Source organism: Mycobacterium sp. NGS54 (assembly GCF_059812465.1).
In genome coordinates this window covers 796881-823625 of record NZ_JCALCS010000002.1, presented here as the reverse complement: position 1 = coordinate 823625, position 26745 = coordinate 796881, and the positions used below count along the sequence as shown (strand labels likewise).

Genomic DNA, 26745 nt, shown 5'->3' with positions numbered 1-26745 from the left:
GTACCCCTCTTAAATGATGGCCGACGAGTCGAAGGCTTCCATTTCGGTGGTATAGGCCTCGCCGAGTTTCTGGATAGCGGCCAGGGTGAGCAGCGCCTCGCTCTCGTCGATCTTGGCCATGGCGAAACCGACGTGGACCAGGACCCAGTCGTCGGGCTCGGGCATGTCGTCCTCCAGCAGGCGCACGCTGATCGTGCGCTGCACGCCGCTGACGTCCACCTTCGCCAGATAGTTTGCCGGGTCGGTGATTTCGACGATCCGGCCCGGAATCCCAAGACACATGGCCAGCTCCTTTCAGCAAATCCTCGGCAGCGGGTCCCCGACGAGCATGTCGACGATCCGCGTTCCGCCGAACCCGGTGCGCAGCACCACGGTTTCGGCGGGTTCGGCGACGATCTCCCCGACCTCGGCCGCGTCGGCGCCCAGGGGATGGGACCGCAGCGCGGCCAGCCCGGCGTCGGCCTCCGCCGGGGCGACGACCGCGACGAACTTGCCCTCGTTGGCCACGTACAAGGGGTCGATGCCGAGCAGCTCGCACGCGCCATTGACCATGGGCCGCACCGGAAGTCGCTCCTCTTCCAGCAGCACCCCGAGGCCGCACGCCTGGGCGAGCTCGTTGCACACGGTGCCGACCCCGCCGCGGGTCGCGTCGCGCATCCACCGGGTGGACGGGGCGGCGGCCAGCAGCAGCTCCACCAGCGGGCTGACCGACGCGGTGTCGGAGGCGATGTCGGCCTCGATCGCGAGGTCGCCGCGGGCGAGCATGACGGCCATCCCGTGGTCGCCCATCGACCCGGACAGCAGCACCTTGTCGCCGGTGCGCACCGACTCGGCCGACAGCGAGCGCCCCTCGGGAATCACGCCCGCCCCGGTGGTGGTGATGAACAACCCGTCGGCCGCGCCCTTGGGCACCACCTTGGTGTCGCCGGTGACGATCTGCACGCCCGCCACCGCGGCCGCGGCCGCCATGTCGGCGACGATCTCCTTCAACTCGGCGATTCCGAAGCCCTCTTCGATCACGAACGCCGCCGAGATCCAGGCCGGCACGGCGCCGGCCATCGCGAGGTCGTTGCAGGTGCCGTGGACGGCGAGCTCGCCGATCGACCCGCCGGGAAAACGCCTGGGCTGCACCACGAACGAGTCCGTCGACATCGCCAGGCGCTCGCCGCCGGGCAGCGTCAGGACCGCGCCGTCGCCGAGGGACTCCAGCAGTGGGTTGCGGAACGCCTCCAGGAACACCGCGTCCACCAGCGCGGCCGAGGCCTTGCCGCCGGCGCCGTGGGCCAGCGTCACGTGGTCGTCGAGCAACCGGGGGCGGCGCCTGCGGAACGACTCGATCCGCTCGATCACCTCGCCCTCGCCGAAGCGGGGCCCCGACGAAAGGTATTCGCCCGTGCTCATGCCGCGCCCCGACCCTGATCGCCGAGATGTTCATGCACGCTCAACCACAGCTGGTAGCCCAGCAACGCCTGCGATTCCTGAATGCGGTGCACGCTCTGCGAGCGAACCACGAAGCAGGCGTCCACGTTCGGGTCGTGGGCGAAGGCGCCGCCGTCGTAGCCGGCGAAACCGATGGTGTACAGGCCGCGCCGGCGGCCCTCGGCCAGCGCCGCAAGCAGGTTGGGCGAGCCGCCGCTGGTCGACATGGCGATCGCGATGTCGCCGGCCTTCGCCCGCGCGATCAATTGGCGGGCGAACACCAACTCGAAACCGACGTCGTTGCCCAGCGCGGTCAGGATTGCCTGGTCGGCGGTCAACGGCCACGCGGGCAGCGGCTTGCCGATCGGCGGCCGGGCGAACAGCCTCGCCAAAGTCGTGGAATCGGTGCAACTGCCGCCGTTTCCGCAGGTGAACAACCGGCCGCCCGTCCCGAACCGGCGCGCCATCTCGGTGGCGGCCGCCTCCAGCAGGTCGGCGTTGGCCTCCAGGGTCGAGCGCCGCAGCGCCAGGCTCTCCGCCGCCTTGGCCTGCGCCGACGCGGCCAGGTCGGCCAGCAGCGACTTGGGGTCGTCCTCCTGCGCATCGATGAACGGGTACAGGAAGTTGGTGGGTTCGTCCTGGCTCATGAGCCGTCCTCCTCGCCGACGCGGCTGATCGCCATGCCCGCGTGCACCAGCACCAGCTCGCCGGCCGCGACCGGATCGACGAGCGTGGTGATCACGTCCTCGACGCCCCGCGCGGTGCGCACCGGCGCCTGCCCGCCGTCCGACGGGCCGACGACCTCGCCCAGGCGTCCCTCGTCGCTGCACGTCACGCAAACATCGTCCGTACATTCGTCTTTCAGCAATCCCGGGTGCTCGAAACACACGTGGGTCAGCTCCCACAGCAGGTGGTAGAAGAGCACGAAGCCGCCCGTCGCGGGCACCCGCGGATCGGGGTCGTCGAGCCACAGCACGTGATCCGCCATTCCGGCCGTCGGCCGCTCGCCGCTGCCGATCCAGATCGTGGTCGCGCCCCACGCGGGACTTCGGCGCATCACCGAGCGCACCTGCGCGTCGTCGGCTCCGGAGACCGCGACCACGATGTCGCCGGGCCGCACCGACACCCGCACCAGGCCAACCAGGTCGGGGCCGGTCAGCGCGACCGCGGGCAGCGCCCGCTTGCCCACGATCACGGGATGCACGAACTCGACCGCGATGTGCAGCGCGTGCGGTTCCCACGACGGCGCGATGGACCACATGGTCGCCCCCGCGGCGAACCGCTTGGCCAGCGTGAATGCGGTGGCGGCCAGGTCCTCGGCCAATTCCGCGCCCAGGCCGCGGTCGATCGCGGTGGTGGTCATCATCGATCATCTTCTTTCGAACCCATCAGCATCGAGATCGCGGCCTGACCCAGCGCCAGCCCGCCGTCGTTGGGCGGAACGGTGTGATGGGTCAGCACCTCGAACCCGTTGCGCTGCAGGCGCGTGCGGCACGCGCGCAACAGCAGCACGTTCTGGAAGACCCCGCCGGTGAGCCCCACCAGCCGGACCTCGCCCGCCACGTGGCGCACGACCTTGGCGACGGCGTCCGCGAGCGCCTCGTGGAAGGCGGCGGCCAGCAGCGCGGGCCGGGTGCCGGCGTAGAGGGCCGCCACCATCGTCTGCACCATGGTCGTCGGATCGACCACCCCGTCGGCCCGCACGGCCAGCGGCAGCGACGGCCCCTGATCGCCCAGGGCCGACTCCGCGAGCGCCTCGAGCTCGATGGCGGCCTGGCCCTCGTAGTCGATCCGGTGCCGCACCCCGAGCAGCGAGGCGACCGCGTCGAACAGCCGGCCCACGCTCGAGCACGGCACGCACCCGACGCCGCTGTCCAACTGCGAACGGGTCAGCCGCAATTCGTCCTCGGTCGCGGCGGCGACCGGCGCCAGGTCCGGGGTCCAGTCGATGCCGGCCGCCCACAACTGGGACAGCGCCATCCGCCACGGGTTGCGCACCGCGGCGTCGCCGCCCGGCAGCGGCACCGGCAGCAGGTGGCCGGCCCGAACGAACCGGTGGCTGTCGGTCCCGAGGGCGAGAATCTCACCGCCCCAGATGGTTTGGTAGCAGCCATACCCGGTCCCGTCGAACGAGACACCGATGACGGGCTGCCCGATACGGCCGTGCTCGGCCAGCAGCGAGACGACGTGCGCGTGGTGGTGCTGGACGAGATCCAGCGGTCGCTCGCCGGCGTGGCGCTCCGCCCAGTCCCGGGTGTGATACCCGGGATGCAGGTCGGCGGCCAATCGCGCGGGCTCGCCGCGCATCCCGGTGAGCTGACCGACCGCGCGCTCGAACGCCCGCAGCGTCTCCCAGGTGGCCATGTCGCCGACGTGACCGGACAGGTAGGCGCGCGAGCCGTCGGTGAGGCAGAAGGTGTTCTTCAGCTCCCCCCCCACCGCGAGCACAGCGGGACCCGGCCGCCCGAGGTCGACCGGCAGCGGCGCGTAACCGCGGGACCGGCGGATCGGCAACTCCCGAGCCCCTTTTTCGTCCCTGACCACGCGCACCACCGAGTCGTCGCACGGGATGTGGATCGGCCGGTCGTGGTCGAGGACCGCGTCGCACAGCGCTCCAAGCCGTTCGGCGGCATCCTCATCGGTGAAGCAGATGGGCTCGTCGGAGCGGTTGGCGCTGGTGAGCACCAGCGCGTCGGGGACCCGTCCGGCGGCGCCGGGGATGGGCGCCAGCAGCAGGTGATGGATCGGGGAGTAGGGCAGCATCAGCCCGAGCAGCGGGCTGCCGGGCGCGACGGCGTCGGCGACGGGCGCTACATCGCGGCGGCGCAGCAGCACGATCGGGCGGGCGGGGCTGGACAACACCGCGGCCTCGTCGGCGTCGATGTGCGCGCAGCGGCGCGCCACATCGAGGTCGCGGACCAGCATGGCGAACGGCTTGGCGCCCCGCGCCTTTCGGGCCCGCAGCGCCCCGACCGCCGTGTCGTCGTCGACCGCGCAGGCCAGGTGGTACCCGCCGATCCCCTTGACGGCGACGACGGCGCCGGCCGCCAGGGCCCGTTGGGCGGCCGCCAGCGCGGCGTCCGATCCGGTCACCTCACCGGCCACCGACGAAAACCGTAGCGACGGGCCGCAATCGGGGCAGGCGATCGGCTGCGCGTGGAACCGGCGGTCCGCCGGATCGTGGTATTCGGCCGCGCACCGTTCGCACATGGCGAAGGTCGACATGGTGGTCGCCGGGCGGTCGTAGGGCAACGCGCGGATGATGGTGAACCGCGGCCCGCAGTTGGTGCACGTCACGAAGGGATGGCGGTAACGCCGGTCGCGCGGGTCGAACAGCTCGCGCACGCAGTCGTCGCACGCCGCGATGTCGGGCGGGATGGGCGTCTTAAAAGTGCGCTCGCCGGTGACCGTCCGGCTTTCGACGATCCGGAACTCGGGGTCACCCCCGGGGTCGGCGACCAGGTCGGTGACGGTCACGCTGCCGATGCGCGCCAGCGGTGGCGCCTCGGCGCGCAGCCGGCGCCCGAATTCGTCGACGCTGGCGCGGTCGCCCTGCACCTCGAGGAACACCGCGCCGGAATCGTTGCCGACGAATCCGGCCAGGCCGAGCTCGCTGGCGATGCGGTGGACGAAGGGACGGAAGCCAACCCCCTGGACAACACCGGTCACGGTGAAGCGCTGCCGGACTCGAGCGCAAGAGGGATCGGCCCGCAGCATCAGGGGGGATTGGGTCATCTCAACCGCCCTCCGGGCGGGTTGTCGGGTCGGTGCGGCCCCTGCCCATCAGCTCGAGGCCGGCCATCGCCTCCTCCGCGCCGGCGCGGTCGGTCTTCTCCACCGCGAAGCCCATGTGGATGATTATCCAGTCGCCGGGCGCGAACGTCTCCTCCGGCAGCATTCCGACGTTGACCCGGCGCTCCTCACCGGTGACGTCGACCAGCGCGAGCTGCCCCTCGTAGCCGTCCAACATCCGGATCACCTGACCCGGGATCCCCAGGCACATCAGCGGTCCGCCCGCGTCGCGGTCTGCAGCGCGGCCACGATCTCCTGGACAGCACGCGCGGCGCGGGGGACGGCCTTGGCCACGGGCTCGGTGAGGCCGATGCCTTCCTCGACGCTGCCCGCCTCGCAGCCGACGACCACCGTGTACGGCGGGCTGCCGCCGAGGGCCCGCAGGCTGGTGAACACCGCCGCCGGATCCATGCTGTGGGCGTCCAAACCCGTTGCCCCCGAGGACTCTTCGCAGTCCGCCTGGAACACGTGCAGCGTGCCGGGGCTGCCGCGGCTGGGCACGGCGTCGACGAGGACCAACGAATCCCACTCCTCGAGCAGGTCGTAGGCCAGGTGCATGCCGCGGATGCCGTAGTCGATGACCCGGACGCAGGAATTGCCGCCCGCGTCGTCCTGCGGGACCTCGGCGTTGCGGACCACTTCCGAGCCGAAACCGTCGTCCCCCAGGAAAATGTTGCCGATCCCGGCCACCAGGATGCGCGTTGTCATCGGTTCCCCCGGGTTGGCTACATCCGCCTCAGCTTCAGGTAGCGGCGGGCGTCGGGCAGCGATATCAGTCCGAGCGTGACTGCGATCGCGGCCACCAACGCGAGGATGGCGATGAATATCCAGCCCAAGACTTCCATTTCGAACTCCTTTCAGGGATTTGCGGTTTGTCCGGCTTCGAGCGGCTCGACCTCGTCGGGGGAGAAATACAGGTAGCGGCCGTACCAGTCGTGCAGCTCGGCGGCGGGGTCGTCGTCGACGACGACCGCGACGTGCTTGTTGCCCTCCACGTCCTCGTGCACCGAGGTCACGCGGGCGGTCTTGCCGGCGACGAAGATGTCCTGCGCGTCGGCGTTGCGCGCCGGCCGCAGCCGGACCCGGCTGCCGCGCGCGACCCGCACACCGTTCACCAGGACCGCGTCGACTTCGGGGCGAACGGCGGTGTCGGCCAGCGGGTCCCACCAGTCGACGCCCTCGGGGACCTCGGGCACCAGCCCGGACAGGGCGTGCGGGTCGCGCAGCACCCCGTGCAGGCGCGCCATCGCGTCGGGTGACATGGCGTCGCACTGGTCGATGATCTGCGCGGCCCGCGGATCGGTGGCCCGGGCCTGGGCCTTCTCCTCGTCGGTCATCGTCATCACGCGCAGGGTGAGGATCTCGTCGATCTCGGTGCAGTCGTACAGCGCCGTGTTGCTCTGTTCGGCGACCTCGGGGTGGTCGTAGAGGATGATCGGCGAGATCAGGAGGATGTCGCGGGTACCGGCGGGGCCCGCCAGCACGGGGAAGCAGCGGTGCTGGCGGCAGCGCGCCGCCGCCGCGACGGCGCTCGGCGGCGGCTCGAGCAGCGAAACGAATTGACCGCCAACGACTTCGGCGATGAGGTGGGTGCCGATCATGGACCGCGCGATCGCATCGGTTTTGTCGGCCGCGGCCGCGCCGACGTTGGCCACCCGCACCGAGACGCGGCGCAGGTCGCCGTCCGGTTCGCTGGCGACCGTCAGCTCACCGCGCACCTCGCGTCGCTCACGGACCAGCCGCCCCCCGGCGAGCAGTTCGACGTCCGTGGCGGCCTTCGCCGCGACCGGCAGCGTGCGCGGCGGACCGTCCAACTCGAGCGGGCCGAAGGACAGTTCGCACTCGACCGCCTCGTCCCAGGTCAGCCACGACCCGGCCGCGGTGGTCAGCTCGTCGACCGGTTCGAATGCGCCGTGGGCGAATTCGCGCTCGGCCCCGCGGTGCTGCAACTGCAGGAACCGGACCACCAGGGTCAGCGCCTGGGAACCGTCGACCAGGAACTGCGCCGCCAGGGTGTCGTCTTCGCCCAGGCCCGCCTCCGCGGCGCCGGGCGGACCCAAAACGCCGAACTGCCAGCGCGACTGGTTCTTGCTCGACGTGCCGCGGTACGGGTAGAGCAGGTAGCCCTCGTACAGCACCGCGTCGGCGACGGCGCGGGCCCGGTCCCAGGCGGAGGTCATTTGGCCTCCTCCCGGTCGACACCCAACAGCGTGGTGACCGCGTGGTCGAGGTCGAGCATCCCCTGCGCCGACTTGTAGGCCGCCAGCGCCGCGATGGTTTCGTGGCTCAGGCGCACCCAGCCGGTGTTCGGATAGTGCTGCTCGATCAGGTCGCGCCAGACAGCGACCGGCATGTCGTAGCGATACTCGCAGTCCCACGGCACCTGCTGGACCGAGAACCCGCGTTCGGATTTGACGAAAATGGTTCCGCTGAAAAGGAACTGGAGGGGCAGGGCGCCGTCGCGCAGCGCGTGCAGGTACTTGGCGGCGGCGACCTCGAAGTCGTAGGTGCAGTCCAGCGGGAGCGCGACCGTCGTGTTGCCGGCGAAGCCCGGCACCATCGCGGTGGCGTGCTGCCAGAGGAAGGTGCGCTGGGTGGCGGCCCAGCGTTCGCGGGGCCCGAACAGGTCGAGCAGCCCGGCCGCCTCCGCCTCCGAGTAGGAGCGGCGCAGCGGTTCGATGCGGACCTGGCAGCGCAGGGCGATCGCGTGCACCGGGTCGTCACCGCTTGCGGCGACGCTGACCCGTGCGGTCAGCACCGGGCTCACCGAGTACGGTTCGGGCGCCACGTCGAGGACCGCGAAGTTCACGTCCACGTGCTCTCCGCTCATGGTGGCGTCTCCACCGCGCGCGCGGCGACCCGCGAAAAGAAGTCGTCGATGAAGGCGCGAGCCTCCTGGCCGCCGTCGAACCCGCGCCACAGCATGCGCAGGCGCCCGACGAACTCGTAGCAGGCGTCGATGGGCACGAGATAGCTTTGCGGCTCGGCGGTTTCGGCATCATCCGCGCCGTTCTCCGGGACGCGGACCAGCAGCGCCTCGACGTCGTCGGTCAGCAGGGCCACCCGCGGATCGGCGCCGCCGATGGCCTTCCAGGCCGCAAGGTCGAGTTCGGATTCGGTCGCCCCGGCCGGGCCGGGGTAGAAGGCGACGGTGCGCCCCAGCGCGGAGTTGGTGAAGAAGAAGGCGACGCCGACGGGAATCTGCAGCGCCTCCCACGCGCGGCGATCCAGTGCGAAGCCTCCAAAAGCCAGATACCGGTCCGGCACCGCCCGGTAGCGCAGTTCGGCGGTGCGGTCGGTGAACAGCAGATAACAGGCCCGGCATACGCACATCAGCTGCCGGGCGGCCACATTCACAACGTGCTGGTGCTCGTCGGGGATCGTCTCCGCGCACATCTCGCACCGCTCGTCCGCCGGCTCGGGAGCCGCGCGGTCGCTGCGGATGCGGGCCAGAACGTCATACGGGCTCGTCATGCGCGCGCTCCCAGCGGTTCGGCCAGCGCCACCGAGGGCACCCCGTCGCGGGGCAACAGGGGGAGCGGCTCGAGGTGGGTTCCATCGGGGCCGGCGCCCGCGTGCACGACGTCGAACTGCGTGCCGCAGCGCGGGCAACCGAGCTGCGTCTCGTTCAGTCGCGCGCCCGCCAACGAGTCATCACACACCGGGCAATGGTCGCGGTAGGCCAGCGGCAGGTCGCCGACCCTGCACACCAGCAGCGCGGTGCCGGCGACCCGGAACCCCGCGACGTCGCCGGGCTCCAGCTCGGCCACCTCGGGAAGCGGGTGCCAGTTGCCGGCCCCGTTCGACGCGTTCGAACGGAGGTGCGCCATCAGCGATTCCGTCGGGATCACGGCCGCGTTGCTCGCCGGCTCGGCCGTCACCACCTCGATCGACGAGATCTCCGGCGCGGCGGCCCGGACCGCGTCCTCGACGGCCAGCTCCAGCGTCACGGCCGACGAGGGGCAGCTCTTGCAACTCCCCTTGAACGCCAGCCGCACCACGATTTCTCCCGTCGCTCCGACGGGAACAACCTCCAGCAGGTCGACGTCGCCGCCGTGCGACCCGAGGTAGGGCCGCACCCGGTCGAGCGCGTCGGACACCCGCCGGTGCGCGTCGTGCGGGTGCAGGCCGTGGACGAGCAGCAGGCTGGCCACCAGGTCGTCGGTGGCCAGCCGCTCGGCGAAACCGGCGTCGCCGGCTCGCACGATCCGTTCGAGGGCGGCCCCGTAGAGCCCGACCACCTCGCGGACCAACTGCTGCGCGCGCTCGTGGGCGGCCGCCCCACCCGCCGCGCAGGAATCCAGGAGTGTCTGGATCCGATCGCCCGCTGCGCGCCACTGCGTGTCGTTATCGGGGTTCGGGCGATCCGCCATGCGTCACTCCCCGACAGGCGATTGGGTCGGCGTGTGCAGTCTCTCCAGGGTCTTGCCCTTCCCGAGGTACATGTGCACGCCGCAGGGCAGGCACGGGTCGAAGCTGCGCACCGTGCGCATCACGTCGATGCCCTTGAAGGTGTCCCGGCCGTTCTCCTCGAAGATCGGCTGACCCTGCACCGCGTCCTCGTACGGGCCCGGCGTCCCGTAGCTGTCGCGCGGGTTGGCGTTCCACGGGGTGGGCGGGTACGGATGGTAATTCGCGATCTTGCCGTCCCGGATCACCATGTGGTGGCTGAGCACGCCGCGCACCGCCTCGGTGAAGCCGCAACCGATGGCCTCGTCGGGCACCTCGAACTTCTCCCACGTCTTGGTTCGTCCCGCGCGGATTTCCGCCAGCGCCTTCTCGGCGAAGTGCAGCGCGCATGCGGCGGCGTAGGCCTGGAAGTAGGTGCGGGCCCGGTCGCGTTCGATCGTGTTGCTGCCGTACTTGGGCACCTTCCACTCGAACTCGACGGGGCCCTTCAGCGCGGTCTTCGGCAGGTTGATCTTGACGCTGTTGCCGGTCGCCTTGACGTAGCCGATGTCGACCAGGCCGGCGAGCGCCGTTGCCCACAGCCGGGCCAGCGGTCCGCCGCCGGTGTCGAGCGCCAGGTGGTCGGTGCCGTCGAACCAGCGCGGGGACATCACCCAGCTGTACTTGCCGCCCTCCATGTCCCGCTTCTGCGGATGCGGGTTGGTGTGCTGGTTCCACGGGTGGCGCCGGTCCACCGCGTTGCCCAGCGGGTCGGTCTTGACGAACATCTCCTGGTCGGTCCAGTCGTCGTAATACGAACTGCCCAAGAGGATCCGGATGCCGAGGTTGATGTCCACCAGCGAGTGGGTGACGAGTTTGCCGTCGACCACCACGCCCGGGGTGACGAACATCGCGTTGCCCCAACGCTCCATGTCCTTGTAGGCGAAGTTGCACACCTCGGGGTCCTGGAACGAGCCCCAGCAGCCGAGCAGCGTGCGTCGCAGCCCGACCTTCTCGTAACCGGGCAACGCCTCGTAGAAGAAGTCGAACAGGTCGTCGTGCATCGGCACGACCTTCTTCATGAACTCGACGTAGCGCATCAGCCGCGTCATGTAGTCCGTCATCAGCTGGATGGTCGCGACGGTGCCGATGCCGCCGGGGTACAGCGTGGACGGGTGCACGTGGCGACCCTCCATGAGGCAGAACATCTCTCGTGTCCAGCGACTGACCTGCAGCGCCTCGCGGTAGAACTCGCCGCTGAACGGGTTGAGCGACCGCATGATGTCGGCGATCGTCCGGTACCCGTGCGCGTCGGCGTGCGGCGCCTGGGTCTTCTCCGCCAGCGAGAGCACGCTTGGGTTGGTCTCGGCGACCATCTTCTCGCAGAAGTCCACCCCGACCAGGTTCTCCTGGAAGATGTTGTGGTCGAACATGTACTCGGCGGCCTCGCCGAGGTTGATCAGCCACTCGCCCAGGTGCGGTGGTTTGACCCCGTACGCCATGTTCTGCGTGTAGCACGAACAGGTGGCGTGGTTGTCGCCGCAGATGCCGCAGATGCGGCTGGTGATGAAGTGGGCGTCGCGGGGGTCCTTGCCCTTCATGAAGATCGAGTAGCCGCGGAAGATCGACGAGGTGCTGTGGCACTCGACGACTTCCTTGTTCTCGAAATCGATCTTGGTGTAGATGCCGAGGCTGCCCACGATCCGGGTGATGGGGTCCCAGGCCATCTCGACGAGCTGGCCCGGTTCCCGCTTGGCGGTGCTCGGCTCGGGAACGATAGTTGTCATCGAAGTCTCTCCAGGTGCAGTGAGAAGAAGGCGTGCCGCGACCTACCAGGTGCGGCGCGCCCCGGTGGTGAGTTGGTCGCCGTTGTGGCGCCACTTCGGCTCTTTGTCGACGGTGCGCCCCGTGATGCCCCGAAGATTGCGGATCACGCTGCCGTACAACCCGACCGCGGTGCTGGACAGCTTGCCGCCCGGCGGCTCGTCCATGAACGGCATGAACTTGTCCGGGAACCCCGGCATGGTGCATCCGATGCAGATGCCGCCGACGTTCGGGCAGCCGCCGACGCCGTTGATCCACCCGCGCTTGGGCACGTTGCACTTCACCACCGGGCCCCAACAGCCAAGCTTCACAATGCATTTCGGGGAGCCGTATTCGGTGGCGAAATCGCCCTGCTCGTAGTAGCCGGCGCGGTCGCACCCCTCGTGCACGGTGTTGCCGAACAGCCACTTGGGGCGCAGCGCGTCGTCGAGCGGGATCATCGGCGCCTGACCGGTCGCCATGTAGAGCAGGTAGGTCAGCGTCTCGGACAGGTTGTCCGGGTGGATCGGGCAGCCCGGGACGCAGACGATCGGGATGCCGGCCTTGCTCTTCCAGTCCCAGCCGAGGTAGTCGGGCACGCCCATCGCTCCTGTCGGGTTGCCGGCCATCGCGTGGATGCCGCCGTAGGTGGCGCAGGTCCCGACCGCGACCACCGCGGTGGCTTTCGGCGCCAGCCGGTCCAGCCACTCGCTGGTGGTCATGGGCTGGCCGGTGGCCGGGTCGTTGCCGAACCCGCACCAGTACCCTTCATCCTTGATCTTCTCGTTGGGGATGGACCCCTCGACGACGAGCACGAACGGCTCGAGCTCGCCGCGATCGGCTCTGAAGAACCACTCGAGGAAGTCGTCGGCCCCTCCGTTCGGGCCGCACTCGAAATCGATCAGGGGCCAGTGCACCGCGACCTTGGGTAAGCCCGGGAGCGCGCCGAGGGCTATTTCCTCGACGCTGGGCTGGGTGGCGGCAGTCAACGCCACCGAATCGCCGTCGCAACTGAGGCCCGCGTTAATCCATAGAACATGGATCAATGTTTCTTCTGCTTTGACTGCCGCTTCTGTTGGCATGCTGCAGCTTTCCGGAGCCGGGCTGAAACGCTCCTGCGCTGCCGGAGTCGACCGTCGGCCCACTTGCGCAGCGCTGATTTTGGGTCTACTCCCGCCTCAGACGGTTGTCAACGGTCCAGAGTTTGCCGGCGAATATACAGACGTTCTATTGGCCCGTCGGTTCACCGATCGGTGTTGCCCGGCAGGCGATTTCGCCCGCGGACCGCGCGGCCGGCCAACCCGTGAGCAAGCCTAACGAAGGGCCGGAAAATCCCCGCGGTCTTGCAAGCGATTGGCAAGATCACTCGTCGGGGTTCGCCGCGAATCGCCGTAGCCAGCCGAACCAGGCGCCCATGCCGGCGCCGGTGCGCGCGCTGACCGGCAGGACCTCGGCCGTGGCGTTGACCTCGCGAATGTGCGAGATGTACGAGTCGACGTCGACGTCCAGGTAGGGCACCAGATCAATCTTGTTGAGCAGCACCACGTCCACCGATCGGAACATCACCGGATACTTCAGCGGCTTGTCCTCGCCCTCGGTCACGGAGTACACCATGGCCTTGGCGTGCTCGCCGACGTCGAATTCCGCCGGGCAGACCAGGTTGCCGACGTTCTCGATGATCACCAGGTCCAGGCCGGGCAGGTCCAGGCCGGGCAGGGCGCGGTTGACCATGGGCGCGTCGAGGTGACACTCGCCGCCAAACCCATTACTTGTGTTGAGCAGTGACACCTGGGCGCCGCGCCCCCTGAGCTTGGCCGCGTCCAGGTCGGTGGCGATGTCGCCCTCGATGACGCCGATCGCGAATTCGCCGGCCAGCTCGTCGAGCGTGGACTGCAGCACGGTCGTCTTGCCCGATCCCGGGGAGCTCATCAGGTTCAGCGTGCGGATCCCGTGGCTCTCGAACGCCGCCCGGTTGGCCTCGGCGAGGGTGTCGTTCTCGGCGAAGATGGCCTCCAGCACGTCGATGCGCTGCTTGCCCGTCTGGTAGCGACTGTGGTCCCCGTGCTCGTGATCGGGATGCTCGTGATCGGGATGGTCGTGGTCGTGGGTGTGCACGGTTCCGTCGTCGTGCCGGTGAAATCTGCCCATTGTCAAATCCGTTCGGGTGGAGCGTTTTTCACGAGACGTCCAAGGACGTCACCAGGAACTCGTTGCCGTGCAGCACCTCGACATCGGGGCTGTCGCACTGCGGGCACCAGATCGACCAGGCCGACGTGATCTCCGATTCGCGGCCGCACGACCGGCAGTGCACCTCGGCGCCGACGCATTCGAGTTCCAGCTCGGCGTCCGGCATGTCCTCGGAATCCCGGACCAGCGTCCAGCAGAACGACAGCGACTCCGGCACCACCTGGCGAAGGGCGCCGATGCGCACCCGCACCACCTCGACGTGCCGGCCCCCGGCGTGGGTCTTCACCAGACCGGCGATGGCCTCGCACAGCGACAGCTCGTGCATGGCACTTTTCTACACCTGAATGGGGCAAACCGCGGCGGGTGTCGACGCCCGGTCATGCGTCAGCCCCGGGCCGAACCCCACTTTTCCTCGAAGCGCGCGTACCGCCACACCAGCAGGGCGACCGCCCAGGTGAGCACGAAGACGCCGACCACGGCGAAGCCGACGGCGTTGAGGTCGAGGCCGCTGATCCAGTTCCAGAACCCGCCCCGCCAGCCCAGCTGGCCGGCGAACAGACCGAGCAGTTCGACGGTCCCGATCAGCAGCGCGACCGCGACCGACAGCCCGGTGATGGTGATGTTGTAGTAGATCTTGCGCAGCGGGCTGGCGAAGGCCCAGCCGTAGGCGAAGTTCATGAACGATCCGTCGATCGTGTCCAGCAGGCACATGCCGGCGGTGAACAGCACGGGCAGGCACAGGATGGCGTACCACGGCAGGCCGGCCGCGGCGCTGGTGCCCGCCAGCACCAGCAGCGCGATCTCGGTGGCGGTGTCGAAGCCCAGCCCGAACAGCAGCCCGACCGGGTAGAGGTGCCAGGACTTGGTGATCGATCGGGTGACGCGGCCGAGGAACCGGTTGATCAGCCCGCGGTTCTGCAGCTGCCGCTCGAGTTCGGTCTCGTCGTAGCGACCGCGGCGCAGGCGCGCGAACACCCGCAGGATGCCGACCAGCACGACGACGTTGAGGGCCGCGATCAGGTAGAGGAACACGCCCGAGACGCTGGTGCCGATCAGGCCGGTGTAGTGATGCAGCGCCGAGGAGCCGTCCTCGACCGGTCCCAGCGCCGCCCTCACCCCGGTCGCCAGTAGCAGGGCCAGCGCGAAGACCACGGTGGAATGGCCGAGCGAGAAGAAGAAGCCGACGGCAAGCGGGCGCTGCCCGTCGCTCATCAGCTTGCGGGTGGTGTTGTCGATGGCGGCGATGTGGTCGGCGTCGAAGGCGTGGCGCATGCCCAGGGCGTAGGCCGTCAGCCCGACACCGATGCCAAAAGCCTTGCCCCCCACGCTGAGTCGGGCCGGATCGACGAGCAGCACCAGGGTGCCCCAGCCAATCAGGTGCAGCGCGGCGATCACCGCCAGCATCGACCCCAGCCGCCACCACTCCGCCGGCGCCAAGGCGCTTCGAAGCTTGCTGACCACCATCACGACACTAGGAGGGGCCGTGAGCCAAGTGCAAGTGGATTGCAGGAGTCGCGGGCCAAAACTGGCAATCCCGGGTGCCGGCCGCGACACTGGGAAGATGACGCCCAAGGCCGCGAAACAGGCCACCGCGCTGGACCCGGCCGTCACCGAACGGATCGGTGACCTGCTTCGGGCCCACGGGCTGCGGCGGATGGCGTCGCGGATCCAGGTGTTGGCGGTGCTCGAGCCCGTCAACGGGCACCTGCCGGTGGCGGAGATCCACCAGCGGGTGCGCGCGTCCCTGCCGCCCGGCAGCCAGCCGCCCGACGTGGCGACCATTTACCGCACGGTGACGACGCTGGTCGATCAGGGGGTACTGCACGCGCTGACCCTCGAGGGCGGCGTGACCACCTACGGCCTGGCCACCGCGCCCCACCACCACGCGGTGTGCACGCGGTGCGGCTCGATCATCGAGGTGCCCGCCCGGCAGCTGAGCTCGGCGCTGGAGCACGCGATGGCGGGCAGCTCCTTCGCGCTGTCGGAGGCGGCCGGCCTGACGCTGCACGGGCTGTGCCCGCGGTGCCAGAGCTCAGCCCAGACCCAATAGCGCGTTTTCGACCACCTCGGGCAGCGCCGGATGAATCCAGTACTGGCCGCGCGCCATCTCCGCGGCGGTCAGCCCGAAGCTCATCGCCTGGATCAGCGGCTGGATGATCGACGACGCCTGGTGGCCCATGATGTGGGCGCCCAGCAGGCATCCGCTGTTGCGCTCGGCGATGAGTTTGACGATGCCGGTGGTGTCCTCCATCGCCCAGCCGTAGGCGACGTCCGCGTAGTCCTGCACGGCGACGGAGATGTCGAATCCGCGTGCGATGGCCTGGTTTTCGGTGAGGCCGACGGTCGCCAGCTGGGGATCGGTGAACACCGCCGACGGCACGAACCGGTGGTCGGTCACGGCCATCGACTCGGTGTCGTCCCAGTCGCACAGCAGGTTGTGCTGCACGACGCGGGCCTCGTGGTTGGCGACGTGCTTGAGCTGGTAGGGCGACGAGACGTCGCCGAGCGCGAAAACGCCTCGCGCCGAGGTTCTTTGGTATTCGTCGACCACCACCTGGCCGTTCTGGACGTCGATGCCGGCCTGTTCGGCGTCCAGCAGGTCGCCGTTGGGCAACCGGCCGGTCGCCACCAGCAGCAGGTCGGCGTTCAGGGTGGAGCCGTCGTCGAGCTCCAGGGAGACGCCGGAGCCGCGGTTGGCCGCGCGCGCGACCATGCGGTGGGTGCGCAGCTCCCATTTGCGCGCGGCGATGCGGGTAAACCGTCTGCAGATGGTGTCGTCGAAGTGCCGCAGCAGCGTGGAACCCCGGACGACCAGGGTGACTCGCACCCCGAGCGCGGAAAAGACGTGCGCGAATTCCGTTGCCACGAAGCCGCTTCCGATGATCACCAGGTGCTCGGGCAGCTCGGGGATGCGCATGATGGTGTCGCTGGTGTGGTAGTGCACGTCGGAGGCGAGGATGGTCGAGGGGATCACCGGCCGCGAGCCCGCCGCGATCACCACCTGATCGGCGGTGAATTCCTCGCCCGCGTCGGTGCGCAACAGGTATCGCCCGTCGGGCTGGACCGGCCGGAACCGGGTGTGCCGTTCGTAGAGGTCGACATTGGGCAGCGAGCGCCGGTATTCCTCGCCGCTCATCGAGATGGGGTCGATGCGCCCGAAGACACGCGAGACGATCTCGTCCCAGCGCACCTGATCGATGCGCGCGTCGATGCCATAGCGGGCCGCGCCCCGGATCCCCGCGGCGACCTCGGCGGCGTAGACGAACATCTTCGTCGGGATGCATCCGACGTTGAGGCAGGTGCCCCCGAAGGTGCCCTGCTCGCAGATCGCGGCGCGCTTGCCCGCGTAGCGATCGTCGAGAATGGTGTTGCCCGAACCGGTTCCGATGATGGCGATGTCGTACGTTTCCATGCCCGGTCCGTCACCCCTTCTCCGAGGGTGCCGACGCGTCGGCGTTTTCTTTGCTGAGGTAGTGGTCCAGCCACGCGTCCAGTTCGCGATACGCCCTCCGGCGCGCGGGGTTGAGCGACAGGAACACGTCGTGTTTGGCGTCGGGCACCGGGACGATGGTGGTGCGATTGCCGACGCAGCCGGCCCACTTGGCGATCTGGGTGACGTCGAGGACCGCGTCGCCGGTTTGCATGGACGCCGGGTCGCTGGTTTCGGCCACGGTGTGGTCGGAACGCAGGATCAGGTTGGGCACGCCGACGTCCAGGCCGCGGTGCAGCCGGGCCTGGCCACGGCGGATGGCGTGCAACCAGCCGAGGGTGATGGGGAAGCCGCCCAGCGGCTTCCACTGCAGGTTGTAGTCGAACTCGCCGTGATAGTCGCGGTGCAGGGTGGTGCCGTAGCCGCCCTCGGTCGACCCGCGGACCACGCCCTTGGACCGCACCCGGGACAGGCCGGCGATCAGCGCCGAGGTCGCCGAGTGGCGCAGCACCGCGGGGCCGTGCAGGTCGAGGAACGGGCTGTTGAGCACCGCGCCGCCGACGCCGCCGTGCGCGGCCGGGTCGCGCCGGCGCAACCGGTCCAGCCACAACGGCACGATGAGCCCGCCGGAGGAATGGCCGTAGACCAGCACCTTGGCTCGCCGGCCGGACGGGTCGGGCGCGCGGATGACGGCCAGGGCGTGCGCGAGTTCGGCGTCGTAGTGGGCCAGGTCGGTGATGAAATGCGGGGTCTGGCCATCGCGGCGCGAGCGGCCGCACTTCTGTAGGTCCAGCGCGTAGAAGGCAAAGCCGTGGTCGGCGAAGCGGTCGGCCAACTCGGTGTGGAAGAAGTAGTCGGTGTAGCCGTGTACGGCCAGGACGGCGTGCCGCGCTCCGGTGGGCTCGCCGCGCCGGATCAGCGTTGCCACGATCTCGCCCTCGCCGGCGGGGTCGGGTCCGAGCGGGATCGTGTGCTGCCAATAGCCGGGCAGCACGTCGGGCACCCAGCCAGTCACGAGGCCAGCTTAAAGGTTTTGCTGGTGACGGGTGGCCGCACGTCGTAAGTGCCCGGAGGGCGCCGGGATAACCTGGGACGGTGTCAGGCCGAGGCGCAACCGCGCGCACCGATGTCGCGCTGGTGGGCGCCGGCGTCATGAGTGCCACGCTGGGGGCGTTGCTGCGGCGGCTGGAGCCGGGCTGGGACATCACCCTGATCGAGCGGCTGGACGCCGTCGCCGCCGAGAGCAGCAGCCCCTGGAACAACGCCGGCACCGGGCACTCCGCGCTGTGCGAGCTGAACTACACACCGGAGAACCCCGACGGCTCCATCGACATCACCAAAGCGGTCCGCATCAACGAGCAGTTCCAGGTGACCCGCCAGTTCTGGGCGTACGCGATCGAGAACGGCATCCTGACCGACCGCGGCTTCCTCAACCCGGTCCCGCACGCCAGCTTCGTGCGCGGCGCGCGGCGCGTGGACTACCTGCGGCGGCGGCAGCGCGCGCTGGCGCACAATCCCCTGTTCGCGCGCACCGAATTGATCGACGACGCGGGTGAGTTCGCGCGGCGGCTGCCGTTCATGGCCGCCAAGCGCGACTTCTCCGAGCCGACCGCGCTGAACTGGGCCGCCGACGGCACCGACGTCGACTTCGGTGCGCTGTCCCGCCAACTCGTCGGCTATTGCGTGCGGGGCGGGGCCACGGCGCTGTTCGGCCACGAGGTCCGCAACCTGACCCGCCAATCCGACGGCAGCTGGACGCTGCTGGTCCGCAACCGCCGCACGGGCGAAAAGCGCCGGCTGAACGCCAAATTCGTGTTCGTCGGCGCGGGCGGGGACGCGCTGCCGCTGTTGCAGAAGTCGGGTATCAAGGAGGTCAGGGGCTACGCCGGCTTTCCGATCGGCGGCCGGTTCCTGCGCACGGACAACCCGGCGCTCACCGCCGCGCACCGCGCCAAGGTGTACGGGACCCCGGCGCCGGGCGCGCCGCCGCTGGGCGCGCTGCATCTCGACCTGCGGTTCGTCAACGGCAAGTCGTGGCTGGTGTTCGGGCCGTACGCCGGCTGGTCGCCGAAGTTCCTGAAACACGGCCACTTCACCGACCTCCCGCGCTCGATCAAGCCGGACAACCTGCTGTCGATGCTCGGCGTCGGGGTCACCCAGCTGCCGCTGGTCAACTACCTGATCGGCCAGCTGCGGCTCTCCGAGCCCGACCGCGTGCGCGCGCTGCGCGAATTCGCCCCCACCGCAACGGATTCGGACTGGGAGCTGACGGTCGCCGGCCAGCGGGTTCAGGTGATCCGCCGCGACAGGCGCCGGGGCGGGGCGCTCGACTTCAACACCACCGTGCTCAGCGCCGGCGACGGCAGCATCGCCGGCCTGCTGGGGGGTTCCCCGGGGGCGTCCACCGCGGTGCCGGCCATGCTCGACGTGCTGGCGCGCTGCTTCGCCGACCGGTACGCCTCGTGGCTGCCGACGCTCAAGGAGATGGTGCCGTCGCTCGGGACGGAGCTGTCCCGCGAGCCCGCGCTGTTCGACGACGTCTGGGCGTGGGGCACCAAGGCGCTGGGGCTGGCGGCGTTATGACTGAAACGCTGCGCCGCTCCTGGTCCAAAGACCTTGACGCCCGGACCCTTTACGAGCTGCTCAAGCTGCGGGTGGAGGTGTTCGTCGTCGAGCAGGCCTGCCCGTACCCGGAGCTCGACGGGCGCGACCTGCTCGCCGAAACCCGGCACTTCTGGCTTGAGACGCCCGACGGCGAGGTGATCTGCACGCTGCGGTTGATGGAGGAGCACGCGGGAGGCGAGAAGGCGTTCCGGATCGGCCGGCTGTGCACCAAACGCAGCGCCCGCGGCCAGGGGCACACCACCCGGCTGCTGCGCGCCGCGCTCGCCGAGGTCGGCGACTACCCGTGCCGGATCGACGCGCAGACATACCTGTCCGACATGTACGCCCAGCACGGATTCGTCCGTGCCGGCGACGATTTCGTCGACGACGGCATCCCACACGTGCCCATGCTCAAGCCCTCCCGCTCCGGCCTGGCGGAGCAGCCGTGAGGCCCTATCCGTTCAGCGCGATCGTCGGGCACGACCAACTGCGGCTCGCCCTGCTGCTGTGTGCCGTGCGCCCGGAGATCGGCGGCGCGCTCATCCGCGGGGAGAAGGGTACGGCCAAGTCGACGGCCGTGCGCGGGCTGGCCGGGCTGCTGTCCGCCGCGACCGGAAACGGATCGGCGGGGCTGGTCGAAATGCCGCTCGGCGCAACCGAAGACCGGGTGATCGGATCGCTGGACCTGCAGCGGGTGCTGCGCGACGGAGAGCACGCGTTTTCCCCGGGGCTGCTGGCCCGCGCCCACGGCGGCGTGCTCTACGTCGACGAGGTCAACCTGTTGCACGACCACCTCGTCGACGTGCTGCTCGACGCCGCGGCGATGGGGCGGGTGCACATCGAGCGCGACGGCGTCTCCCACTCGCACGAGGCGCGCTTCGTGTTGATCGGCACCATGAACCCGGAGGAGGGCGAGCTGCGCCCGCAGCTGCTGGACCGGTTCGGCCTCACCGTCGACGTGCGCGCGTCGCGCGACGTCGACGTGCGTACGCAGGTGATCCGGCAGCGGATGGCCTACGAGGCCGATCCGGACGCGTTCGCCGCGCGTTACGCAGACGCGGACGCGGAGCTGGCCCGCAGGATCGCCACGGCGCGGGCCCTGGTCGACGAGGTGGCCTTGCCGGACAACGAATTACGGCGCATCGCGGCGCTGTGCGCGGCGTTCGACGTCGACGGCATGCGGGCCGACCTGGTGGTGGCCCGCACGGCCGTCGCGCACGCCGCGTGGCGCGGCGCCAGGACCGTCGAGGAGCAGGACATCCGGGTGGCGGCCGAGCTGGCGTTGCCGCACCGCCGCCGCCGCGACCCGTTCGACGATCCCGGCATCGATCGCGACCAGCTGGACGAGGCATTGGCGCAAGCCGGAACCGAGGACCCCGAGCCCGATCCCGATCCGCCGGGTGGCGGAGAGGCCGCGGATGCGCCCGAACCGCAACATGATTCGAAGCCGCAGCGGGCGCCGTCGACGAAGCCGAGCGCGCCGCCGTCGGCGACCTTTCGCGCCCGGGCGCTGAGCGTTCCCGGCGTCGGCGAGGGCGCGCCGGGCCGGCGGTCGCGGGCGCGCAACGCCTCCGGCTCCGTGGTGGCCGCCGCCGGCGGCAGCGAGACCGGCGCGCACGGCCTGCACCTGTTCGCGACCCTGCTGGCCGCCGCCGAGCGCGCCGGGGCGGGTCCGCTGCGGCCGGAGCCGGGAGACGTGCGCCGCGCCATCCGCGAGGGGCGCGAAGGCAACCTGGTGATCTTCGTCGTCGACGCTTCGGGCTCGATGGCCGCCCGGGATCGCATGGCCGCCGTGAGCGGCGCCACCCTGTCGCTGCTGCGCGACGCCTACCAGCGCCGGGACAAGGTCGCGGTGATCACCTTCCGTCAGACCGAAGCGCGGCTGTTGCTCCCGCCGACGTCGTCGGCGCACATCGCCGGGCGGCGACTGGCCCGCTTCGACACCGGCGGCAAGACCCCGCTCGCCGAGGGCCTGCTGGCCGCGCGCGAGCTGATCGTCCGGGAGAAGGCGCGCGACCGCGCGCGGCGCCCGCTGGTGGTCGTACTCACCGACGGCCGGGCCACCGCCGGGCCGGACCCGTTGGGGCGCAGCCGGATCGCGGCGGCCCGGCTGCTCGCCGAAGGCACCGCCGCGGTGGTCGTCGACTGCGAGACGTCGTACGTGCGGCTGGGGCTGGCCGGCCAGCTCGCCGATCGGCTCGGCGCGCCGGCGGTGCGGCTGGAGCACTTGCGCGCCGACCATCTCACGCGCGCCGTGCGCGGCGCGGCCTGAGCGAGGACAAGCGCCCATGCCACAGGGAAAACCGCTCGAAGTGCCCGACGACGGCCTGACCACCCGGGCGCGGCGCAACACGCCCGTGCTGGCGGTGCACACCGGTGCGGGCAAGGGGAAGTCGACGGCCGCATTCGGAATGGCGTTGCGGGCGTGGAACGCCGGCCTGCGCGTGGCCGTGTTCCAGTTCGTCAAGAGCGCGAAATGGAAGGTCGGCGAGGAGGCGGCCTTCGCCCGGCTCGGCGAACTCCACGACTCCGACGGCGCCGGCGGAGCCGTCGAATGGCACAAGATGGGCGCGGGCTGGTCCTGGACGCGCAAGGCGGGCAGCGACATCGACCACGCGGCGGCCGCGGCCGACGGGTGGGCCGAGATCGCGCGCCGGCTGGCCGCGCAGCGCCACGACTTCTACGTGCTGGACGAATTCACCTACCCGCTCAAGTGGGGCTGGGTCGACACCGGCGACGTGGTCGACGTCCTGCTGGCCAGGCCGGGCCACCAGCACGTGGTGATCACCGGGCGCGACGCCCCGCAACGGCTGGTCGACGCCGCCGACCTGGTCACCGAGATGGCCAAGGTCAAGCACCCGATGGACGCGGGGCGCAAGGGGCAGAAGGGCATCGAGTGGTGAGCGTCCCCGCGGTGGTCATCGCCGCGCCCGCATCGGGAAGTGGAAAGACCACCGTCGCAACGGGTTTGATAGGGGCCCTGCGAACGGCGGGCCATGCCGTCGCGCCGTTCAAGGTCGGCCCGGACTTCATCGACCCGGGCTACCACGGCCTGGCCGCCGGGCGCCCCGGCCGCAACCTGGATCCGGTGCTGGTGGGGGAGCGGCTCATCGGCCCGCTCTACGCGCACGGCGCCGCCGGCGCGGACATCGCGGTGGTCGAGGGCGTGATGGGGCTCTTCGACGGGCGCATCGGAACGACGGCCCCCGCGGCGGGCTCCACCGCGCACGTCGCCGGCCTGCTGGGCGCCCCGGTGATTCTGGTGGTCGACGCGCGGGGCCAGAGTCACAGCATCGCCGCGCTGCTGCACGGGTTTTCGACCTTCGACGCTGCCACCCGCGTCACCGGCGTGATCCTCAACCGGGTCGGATCGGCCCGGCACGAGCAGGTGCTGCGGCAGGCCTGCGAGCAGGCCGGGGTGCCGGTGCTGGGCGCCATCCCGCGCACCGCCGAATTGGAGCTGCCCACAAGGTATCTCGGTCTCGTCACGGCCGTGGAGTATGGGCGCCGCGCGCACGACGCGGTGGAGGCGATGACCGCCCTGATCGCCCGCCACGTCGATCTGGCCGCCGTGGTGGCGGTCGCCCGCTGCGGCTGCGCCGACGAGCCGTGGGACCCGGTCGCGGCGGTGGGGGAGAGGGCGCCGGTGCGCGCGACCGTCGCCATGGCGGCCGGGAGGGCCTTCAGCTTCGGCTATGCCGAGCACGCGGAGCTGCTGCGCGCCGCCGGCGCCGACGTCGCCGAGTTCGACCCGCTCGTCGACGCGTTGCCCGCCGGCGCCGACGCGGTCCTGTTGCCCGGCGGCTTTCCCGAACAGTTCACCGCGGAGCTGTCCGCCAACGACGTTGTCCGCCGCCAGATCAACGAGCTGGCCGCCGCCGGCGCGCCCGTGCACGCCGAATGCGCCGGGCTGATCTATCTGGCCGCCGAGCTCGACGGGCACCCGATGTGCGGGGTCCTGGCCGGGTCGGCACGGTTCACGCCGAACCTCACGCTGGCCTATCGCGAGGCCGTCGCCGTGGCCGATTCGCCGCTGTATTCCGTCGGCGAGCGAGTGGTCGGGCACGAATTCCACCGCACCGCAGTCACTTTCGCCCGGAGCTACCAGCCGGCGTGGGTGTACCGGGGCGGCGACGCGGACCCCGTCTCCGACGGCGCCGTGCACGCCGGTGTGCACGCGTCGTACCTGCACACCCACCCGGCCGCGGCGCCGGGCGCCGTGGCGCGCTTCGTCGCGCACGCGGGCCGGCCGTCGCACACCCCTTAGGCTTGCCGGGTGACCGACAACGCCTACCTGGCCGGGCTGCGGCTGGCCGGCAAGAAGGTCGTCGTCGTCGGCGGCGGGACCGTCGCCCAGCGCCGGTTGCCCCTGCTCATCGCCAGCGGCGCGGAGGTGCACGTCATCACGCGCACCGCCACCCCGGCCGTCGAGGCGATGAGCGGAATCGTGCTGTCGGTGCGCGAATACCGCGACGGCGACCTCGACGGCGCCTGGTACGCGATCGCGGCCACCGACGACGCCCGGGTGAACGCGGCCGTCGTCGCCGAGGCCGAACGCAGCCAGATCTTCTGCGTCCGGGCCGACGTCGCCGTCGAGGGAACCGCGGTGACCCCGGCGACCTTCAGCTACGCCGGGTTGTCGGTGGGGGTGCTGGCCGGCGGCGAGCACCGCCGGTCCGCGGCCATCCGGTCGGCCATCCGGGAGGCGCTGCAGCAGGGGGTCATCACGCTGGAAGACCCGGAGAGCTCCGACGTGGTGCGCGGCGGGGTGGCGCTGGTCGGGGGCGGGCCCGGCGACCCCGAACTGATCACCGTGCGCGGGCGGCGGCTGCTCGCCCAGGCCGACGTCGTGGTCGCCGACCGGCTGGCGCCGCCGGAACTGCTCGCGGAGCTGCCGCCGCACGTGGAGGTCATCGACGCCGCCAAGATCCCGTACGGGCGCGCGATGGCCCAGGACGCGATCAACGACGTCATGATCGAGCGGGCCCGGTCCGGGAGCTTCGTCGTCCGCCTCAAGGGCGGGGACCCCTTCGTGTTCGCGCGCGGATATGAGGAGGTGCTGGCGTGCGCCGAGGCCGGGATCCCGGTGACCGTGGTGCCGGGTGTGACAAGTGCCATAGGCGTGCCCGCCCTGGCGGGCGTTCCGGTGACGCACCGGGCGATAAATCACGAGTTCGTGGTGGTCAGCGGCCACGTTGCGCCGGGCCACCCCGAATCGTTAGTGAATTGGGATGCTTTGGCCGCGATGCGGGGCACCATCGTTTTGCTGATGGCCGTCGAACGCATCGAGCTGTTCGTCGATGTGCTGATAAAGGGCGGCCGACCTGCACAGACGCCGGTGCTGGTGGTGCAGCACGGGACAACCGCAGCTCAGCACACGTTGCGGGCCACCCTGGCCGACACGCCGGACAAGATCCGCGCCGAGGGGATCCGACCTCCCGCGATCATCGTGATCGGGGCCGTAGTGGGCCTGAGCGGCGTTCGGCGTTTAAAAGATTCTTAAGATTACTGTAAGGTAACCCGTTATGACGGCTCTCAACGACGCAGAGCGCGCGGCCCAAAATTGGACGTCCGCACGCCCCGATCGTCCGGCCCCGGTGCGCGCTACGCCGCCGGCGGAGACCGCCTCCTCACGTATCGGCAGGTATTCGCCCGCGTGGCTGCCTTCGTGGCGTTTCATCGCGGCCGTGATCGCGATCGGCGGCATGCAGCTGCTGGCGACCATGGACAGCACCGTCGCGATCGTCGCGCTTCCTAAGATCCAGAACGAGCTGAGCCTCTCCGACGCCAGCCGTAGCTGGGTGATCACCGCGTACGTGCTGACGTTCGGCGGGCTGATGCTGCTGGGTGGGCGCCTCGGCGACACGATCGGGCGCAAGCGCACGTTCATCGTCGGCGTCGCGCTGTTCACCATCTCCTCCGTGCTGTGCGCGGTCGCCTGGGACGAGGCGACCATGGTCATCGCCCGGCTGCTGCAGGGCATCGGGTCGGCCATCGCGTCGCCGACCGGTCTGGCGCTGGTGGCGACCACGTTCCCCAAGGGGCCGGCGCGCAACGCCGCGACGGCCGTGTTCGCCGCGATGACCGCGATCGGCTCCGTGATGGGCCTGGTGGTCGGCGGCGCGCTCACCGAGGTCTCGTGGCGGCTGGCGTTCCTGGTGAACGTGCCGATCGGGCTGGCGATGATCTACCTGGCCCGCACCGCCCTGCGCGAAACCAACCGCGAGCGGATGAAGCTCGACGCCACCGGCGCCATCCTGGCCACGCTGGCCTGCACCGCCGCCGTGTTCGCCTTCTCGATGGGTCCGGCGAAGGGCTGGATCTCGACCACCACCATCGGCTCGGGCGCGGTCGCGATGGCGGCGGCGCTCGCCTTCGTCATGGTGGAACGCACCGCCGAGAATCCCGTCGTCCCGTTCAAGCTGTTCCGCGACCGCAACCGGCTGGTCACGTTCGTCGCGATCTTTCTGGCCGGCGGCGTCATGTTCAGCCTGACGGTGTGCATCGGCCTGTACGTGCAGGACATCCTGGGGTACAGCGCGCTGCGCGCCGGCGTCGGCTTCATCCCGTTCGTCATCGCGATGGGCATCGGCCTGGGCATCTCGTCGCAGCTGGTGTCGCGGTTCTCCCCGCGCGTGCTGACGATCGGCGGCGGACTTCTGCTTTTCTGGGCGATGATCTACGGCTCGTTTTTCATGCATCGGGGCGTGCCCTACTTCCCCAACCTGGTGGTGCCCATCGTCGTGGGCGGCATCGGCATCGGCATGGCCGTCGTCCCGCTGACCCTGTCGGCGATCGCCGGCGTCGGGTTCGACCAGATCGGCCCGGTTTCGGCTATGACGCTGATGCTGCAGAGCCTGGGCGGCCCGCTGGTGCTGGCCGTCATCCAGGCCGTGATCACCTCCCGCACGCTGTACCTGGGCGGCACCACCGGCCCGGTGAAGTTCATGAACGACGCGCAACTGCGGGCCCTGGACCACGGCTATACCTACGGCCTGCTGTGGCTGGCCGGGGCGGCGATCTTCGTCGGTGCGGCGGCGCTGTTCATCGGCTACACGCCGCAGCAGGTCGCCCACGCGCAAGAGGTCAAGGACGCGCTCGACGCCGGCGAGATCTAGCTC

27 protein-coding genes are annotated in these 26745 nt (G+C 70.3%); 8 read left to right on the top strand and 19 right to left on the bottom strand.

Annotated elements, in window-relative coordinates; all coding sequences use genetic code 11:
* Positions 1–9: 9 nt before the first annotated feature.
* From AC5Y5E_RS08700 to nicT, 17 genes are all read right to left on the bottom strand, one after another.
* Complete coding sequence (locus AC5Y5E_RS08700; protein WP_499879851.1) at positions 10–282, bottom strand: HypC/HybG/HupF family hydrogenase formation chaperone; 273 nt, start codon at positions 280–282, stop codon at positions 10–12.
* Positions 283–294: 12 nt separating this feature from the next.
* A complete protein-coding gene (hypE, locus tag AC5Y5E_RS08695; protein ID WP_499902563.1) occupies positions 295–1401 on the bottom strand; it encodes a hydrogenase expression/formation protein HypE in 1107 nt (368 codons plus the stop codon).
* The gene (locus tag AC5Y5E_RS08690) at positions 1398–2066 is read right to left on the bottom strand and encodes a D-sedoheptulose-7-phosphate isomerase (protein ID WP_499902562.1); all 669 of its coding nucleotides are present in this window, start codon (positions 2064–2066) and stop codon (positions 1398–1400) included. The genes hypE and AC5Y5E_RS08690 overlap by 4 nt, the downstream gene beginning before the upstream one ends.
* Positions 2063–2782: a HypC/HybG/HupF family hydrogenase formation chaperone gene (locus tag AC5Y5E_RS08685; RefSeq protein WP_499902561.1), complete on the bottom strand. Its 720-nt coding sequence runs from the start codon at positions 2780–2782 to the stop codon at positions 2063–2065. The genes AC5Y5E_RS08690 and AC5Y5E_RS08685 overlap by 4 nt, the downstream gene beginning before the upstream one ends.
* Positions 2782–5154: a carbamoyltransferase HypF gene (hypF, locus tag AC5Y5E_RS08680; protein ID WP_499902560.1), complete on the bottom strand. Its 2373-nt coding sequence runs from the start codon at positions 5152–5154 to the stop codon at positions 2782–2784. The genes AC5Y5E_RS08685 and hypF overlap by 1 nt, the downstream gene beginning before the upstream one ends.
* A 1-nt stretch (position 5155) precedes the next feature.
* Entirely contained in the window at positions 5156–5422 is a 267-nt protein-coding gene (locus tag AC5Y5E_RS08675) for a HypC/HybG/HupF family hydrogenase formation chaperone (RefSeq protein WP_499902559.1), read from the bottom strand.
* On the bottom strand, positions 5422–5919 hold the full coding sequence (locus tag AC5Y5E_RS08670) for a hydrogenase maturation protease (protein WP_499902558.1): 498 nt from the start codon (positions 5917–5919) through the stop codon (positions 5422–5424). Before AC5Y5E_RS08670 ends, AC5Y5E_RS08675 begins: the two co-directional genes overlap by 1 nt.
* 17 nt (positions 5920–5936) lie before the next feature.
* Positions 5937–6056 (bottom strand): DUF6893 family small protein, encoded by a 120-nt coding sequence (locus AC5Y5E_RS08665; protein WP_499902557.1) that lies wholly within the window; start codon positions 6054–6056, stop codon positions 5937–5939.
* 12 nt (positions 6057–6068) lie between these two features.
* The gene (locus AC5Y5E_RS08660; RefSeq protein ID WP_499902556.1) at positions 6069–7391 is read right to left on the bottom strand and encodes a hypothetical protein; all 1323 of its coding nucleotides are present in this window, start codon (positions 7389–7391) and stop codon (positions 6069–6071) included.
* Entirely contained in the window at positions 7388–8041 is a 654-nt protein-coding gene (locus AC5Y5E_RS08655; protein WP_499902555.1) for a DUF6084 family protein, read from the bottom strand. Before AC5Y5E_RS08655 ends, AC5Y5E_RS08660 begins: the two co-directional genes overlap by 4 nt.
* Positions 8038–8685, bottom strand: coding sequence for a DUF5947 family protein (locus AC5Y5E_RS08650; RefSeq protein ID WP_499902554.1), 648 nt, complete (start codon positions 8683–8685; stop codon positions 8038–8040). Before AC5Y5E_RS08650 ends, AC5Y5E_RS08655 begins: the two co-directional genes overlap by 4 nt.
* On the bottom strand, positions 8682–9584 hold the full coding sequence (locus tag AC5Y5E_RS08645; RefSeq protein WP_499902553.1) for a NifU-related iron-sulfur-binding protein: 903 nt from the start codon (positions 9582–9584) through the stop codon (positions 8682–8684). Before AC5Y5E_RS08645 ends, AC5Y5E_RS08650 begins: the two co-directional genes overlap by 4 nt.
* 3 nt (positions 9585–9587) lie before the next feature.
* Positions 9588–11387: a nickel-dependent hydrogenase large subunit gene (locus AC5Y5E_RS08640; RefSeq protein WP_499902552.1), complete on the bottom strand. Its 1800-nt coding sequence runs from the start codon at positions 11385–11387 to the stop codon at positions 9588–9590.
* Positions 11388–11429: 42 nt separating this feature from the next.
* The gene (locus tag AC5Y5E_RS08635) at positions 11430–12485 is read right to left on the bottom strand and encodes an NADH-quinone oxidoreductase subunit B family protein (RefSeq protein WP_499902551.1); all 1056 of its coding nucleotides are present in this window, start codon (positions 12483–12485) and stop codon (positions 11430–11432) included.
* Between the two features lie 280 nt (positions 12486–12765).
* Positions 12766–13551, bottom strand: coding sequence for a hydrogenase nickel incorporation protein HypB (hypB, locus tag AC5Y5E_RS08630; RefSeq protein ID WP_499902550.1), 786 nt, complete (start codon positions 13549–13551; stop codon positions 12766–12768).
* A gap of 28 nt (positions 13552–13579) precedes the next feature.
* The gene (locus tag AC5Y5E_RS08625; protein WP_499902549.1) at positions 13580–13915 is read right to left on the bottom strand and encodes a hydrogenase maturation nickel metallochaperone HypA; all 336 of its coding nucleotides are present in this window, start codon (positions 13913–13915) and stop codon (positions 13580–13582) included.
* A gap of 59 nt (positions 13916–13974) precedes the next feature.
* Positions 13975–15054: a Nickel transporter NicT gene (nicT, locus tag AC5Y5E_RS08620; protein ID WP_499902548.1), complete on the bottom strand. Its 1080-nt coding sequence runs from the start codon at positions 15052–15054 to the stop codon at positions 13975–13977.
* 97 nt (positions 15055–15151) lie between these two features.
* Between nicT and AC5Y5E_RS08615 the strand changes: the two genes are divergently transcribed.
* Positions 15152–15640 carry a Fur family transcriptional regulator gene (locus AC5Y5E_RS08615; protein ID WP_499902547.1) on the top strand — a complete coding sequence of 163 codons (489 nt, stop codon included), beginning with the start codon at positions 15152–15154 and terminating at the stop codon, positions 15638–15640.
* On the opposite strand, the gene mtr is transcribed toward AC5Y5E_RS08615, so the two are convergent.
* Entirely contained in the window at positions 15623–17002 is a 1380-nt protein-coding gene (gene mtr, locus AC5Y5E_RS08610; RefSeq protein WP_499902546.1) for a mycothione reductase, read from the bottom strand. The two genes, AC5Y5E_RS08615 and mtr, sit on opposite strands and share 18 nt — an antisense overlap.
* Positions 17003–17012: 10 nt before the next feature.
* Positions 17013–18035 (bottom strand): alpha/beta hydrolase, encoded by a 1023-nt coding sequence (locus AC5Y5E_RS08605; protein ID WP_499902545.1) that lies wholly within the window; start codon positions 18033–18035, stop codon positions 17013–17015.
* A gap of 80 nt (positions 18036–18115) precedes the next feature.
* Between AC5Y5E_RS08605 and mqo the strand changes: the two genes are divergently transcribed.
* Genes mqo through AC5Y5E_RS08570 form a run of 7 tightly spaced genes read left to right on the top strand, consistent with a single transcriptional unit; the run spans position 18116 to position 26742 of the window.
* Positions 18116–19603, top strand: coding sequence for a malate dehydrogenase (quinone) (gene mqo, locus AC5Y5E_RS08600; RefSeq protein WP_499902544.1), 1488 nt, complete (start codon positions 18116–18118; stop codon positions 19601–19603).
* Positions 19600–20073, top strand: a complete 474-nt coding sequence (locus AC5Y5E_RS08595; protein WP_499902543.1) for a GNAT family N-acetyltransferase — start codon at positions 19600–19602, stop codon at positions 20071–20073. The genes mqo and AC5Y5E_RS08595 overlap by 4 nt, the downstream gene beginning before the upstream one ends.
* On the top strand, positions 20070–21896 hold the full coding sequence (locus AC5Y5E_RS08590) for a magnesium chelatase subunit D family protein (RefSeq protein WP_499902542.1): 1827 nt from the start codon (positions 20070–20072) through the stop codon (positions 21894–21896). Before AC5Y5E_RS08595 ends, AC5Y5E_RS08590 begins: the two co-directional genes overlap by 4 nt.
* Before the next feature lie 16 nt (positions 21897–21912).
* The gene (gene cobO, locus AC5Y5E_RS08585; protein ID WP_499902541.1) at positions 21913–22527 is read left to right on the top strand and encodes a cob(I)yrinic acid a,c-diamide adenosyltransferase; all 615 of its coding nucleotides are present in this window, start codon (positions 21913–21915) and stop codon (positions 22525–22527) included.
* Positions 22524–23891: a cobyrinic acid a,c-diamide synthase CobB gene (locus AC5Y5E_RS08580; protein WP_499902540.1), complete on the top strand. Its 1368-nt coding sequence runs from the start codon at positions 22524–22526 to the stop codon at positions 23889–23891. The genes cobO and AC5Y5E_RS08580 overlap by 4 nt, the downstream gene beginning before the upstream one ends.
* A gap of 9 nt (positions 23892–23900) precedes the next feature.
* Positions 23901–25127, top strand: coding sequence for a uroporphyrinogen-III C-methyltransferase (gene cobA, locus AC5Y5E_RS08575; RefSeq protein ID WP_499902539.1), 1227 nt, complete (start codon positions 23901–23903; stop codon positions 25125–25127).
* A 22-nt stretch (positions 25128–25149) separates the two neighbouring features.
* Positions 25150–26742, top strand: a complete 1593-nt coding sequence (locus tag AC5Y5E_RS08570) for an MFS transporter (protein ID WP_499902538.1) — start codon at positions 25150–25152, stop codon at positions 26740–26742.
* Positions 26743–26745: the final 3 nt, after the last annotated feature.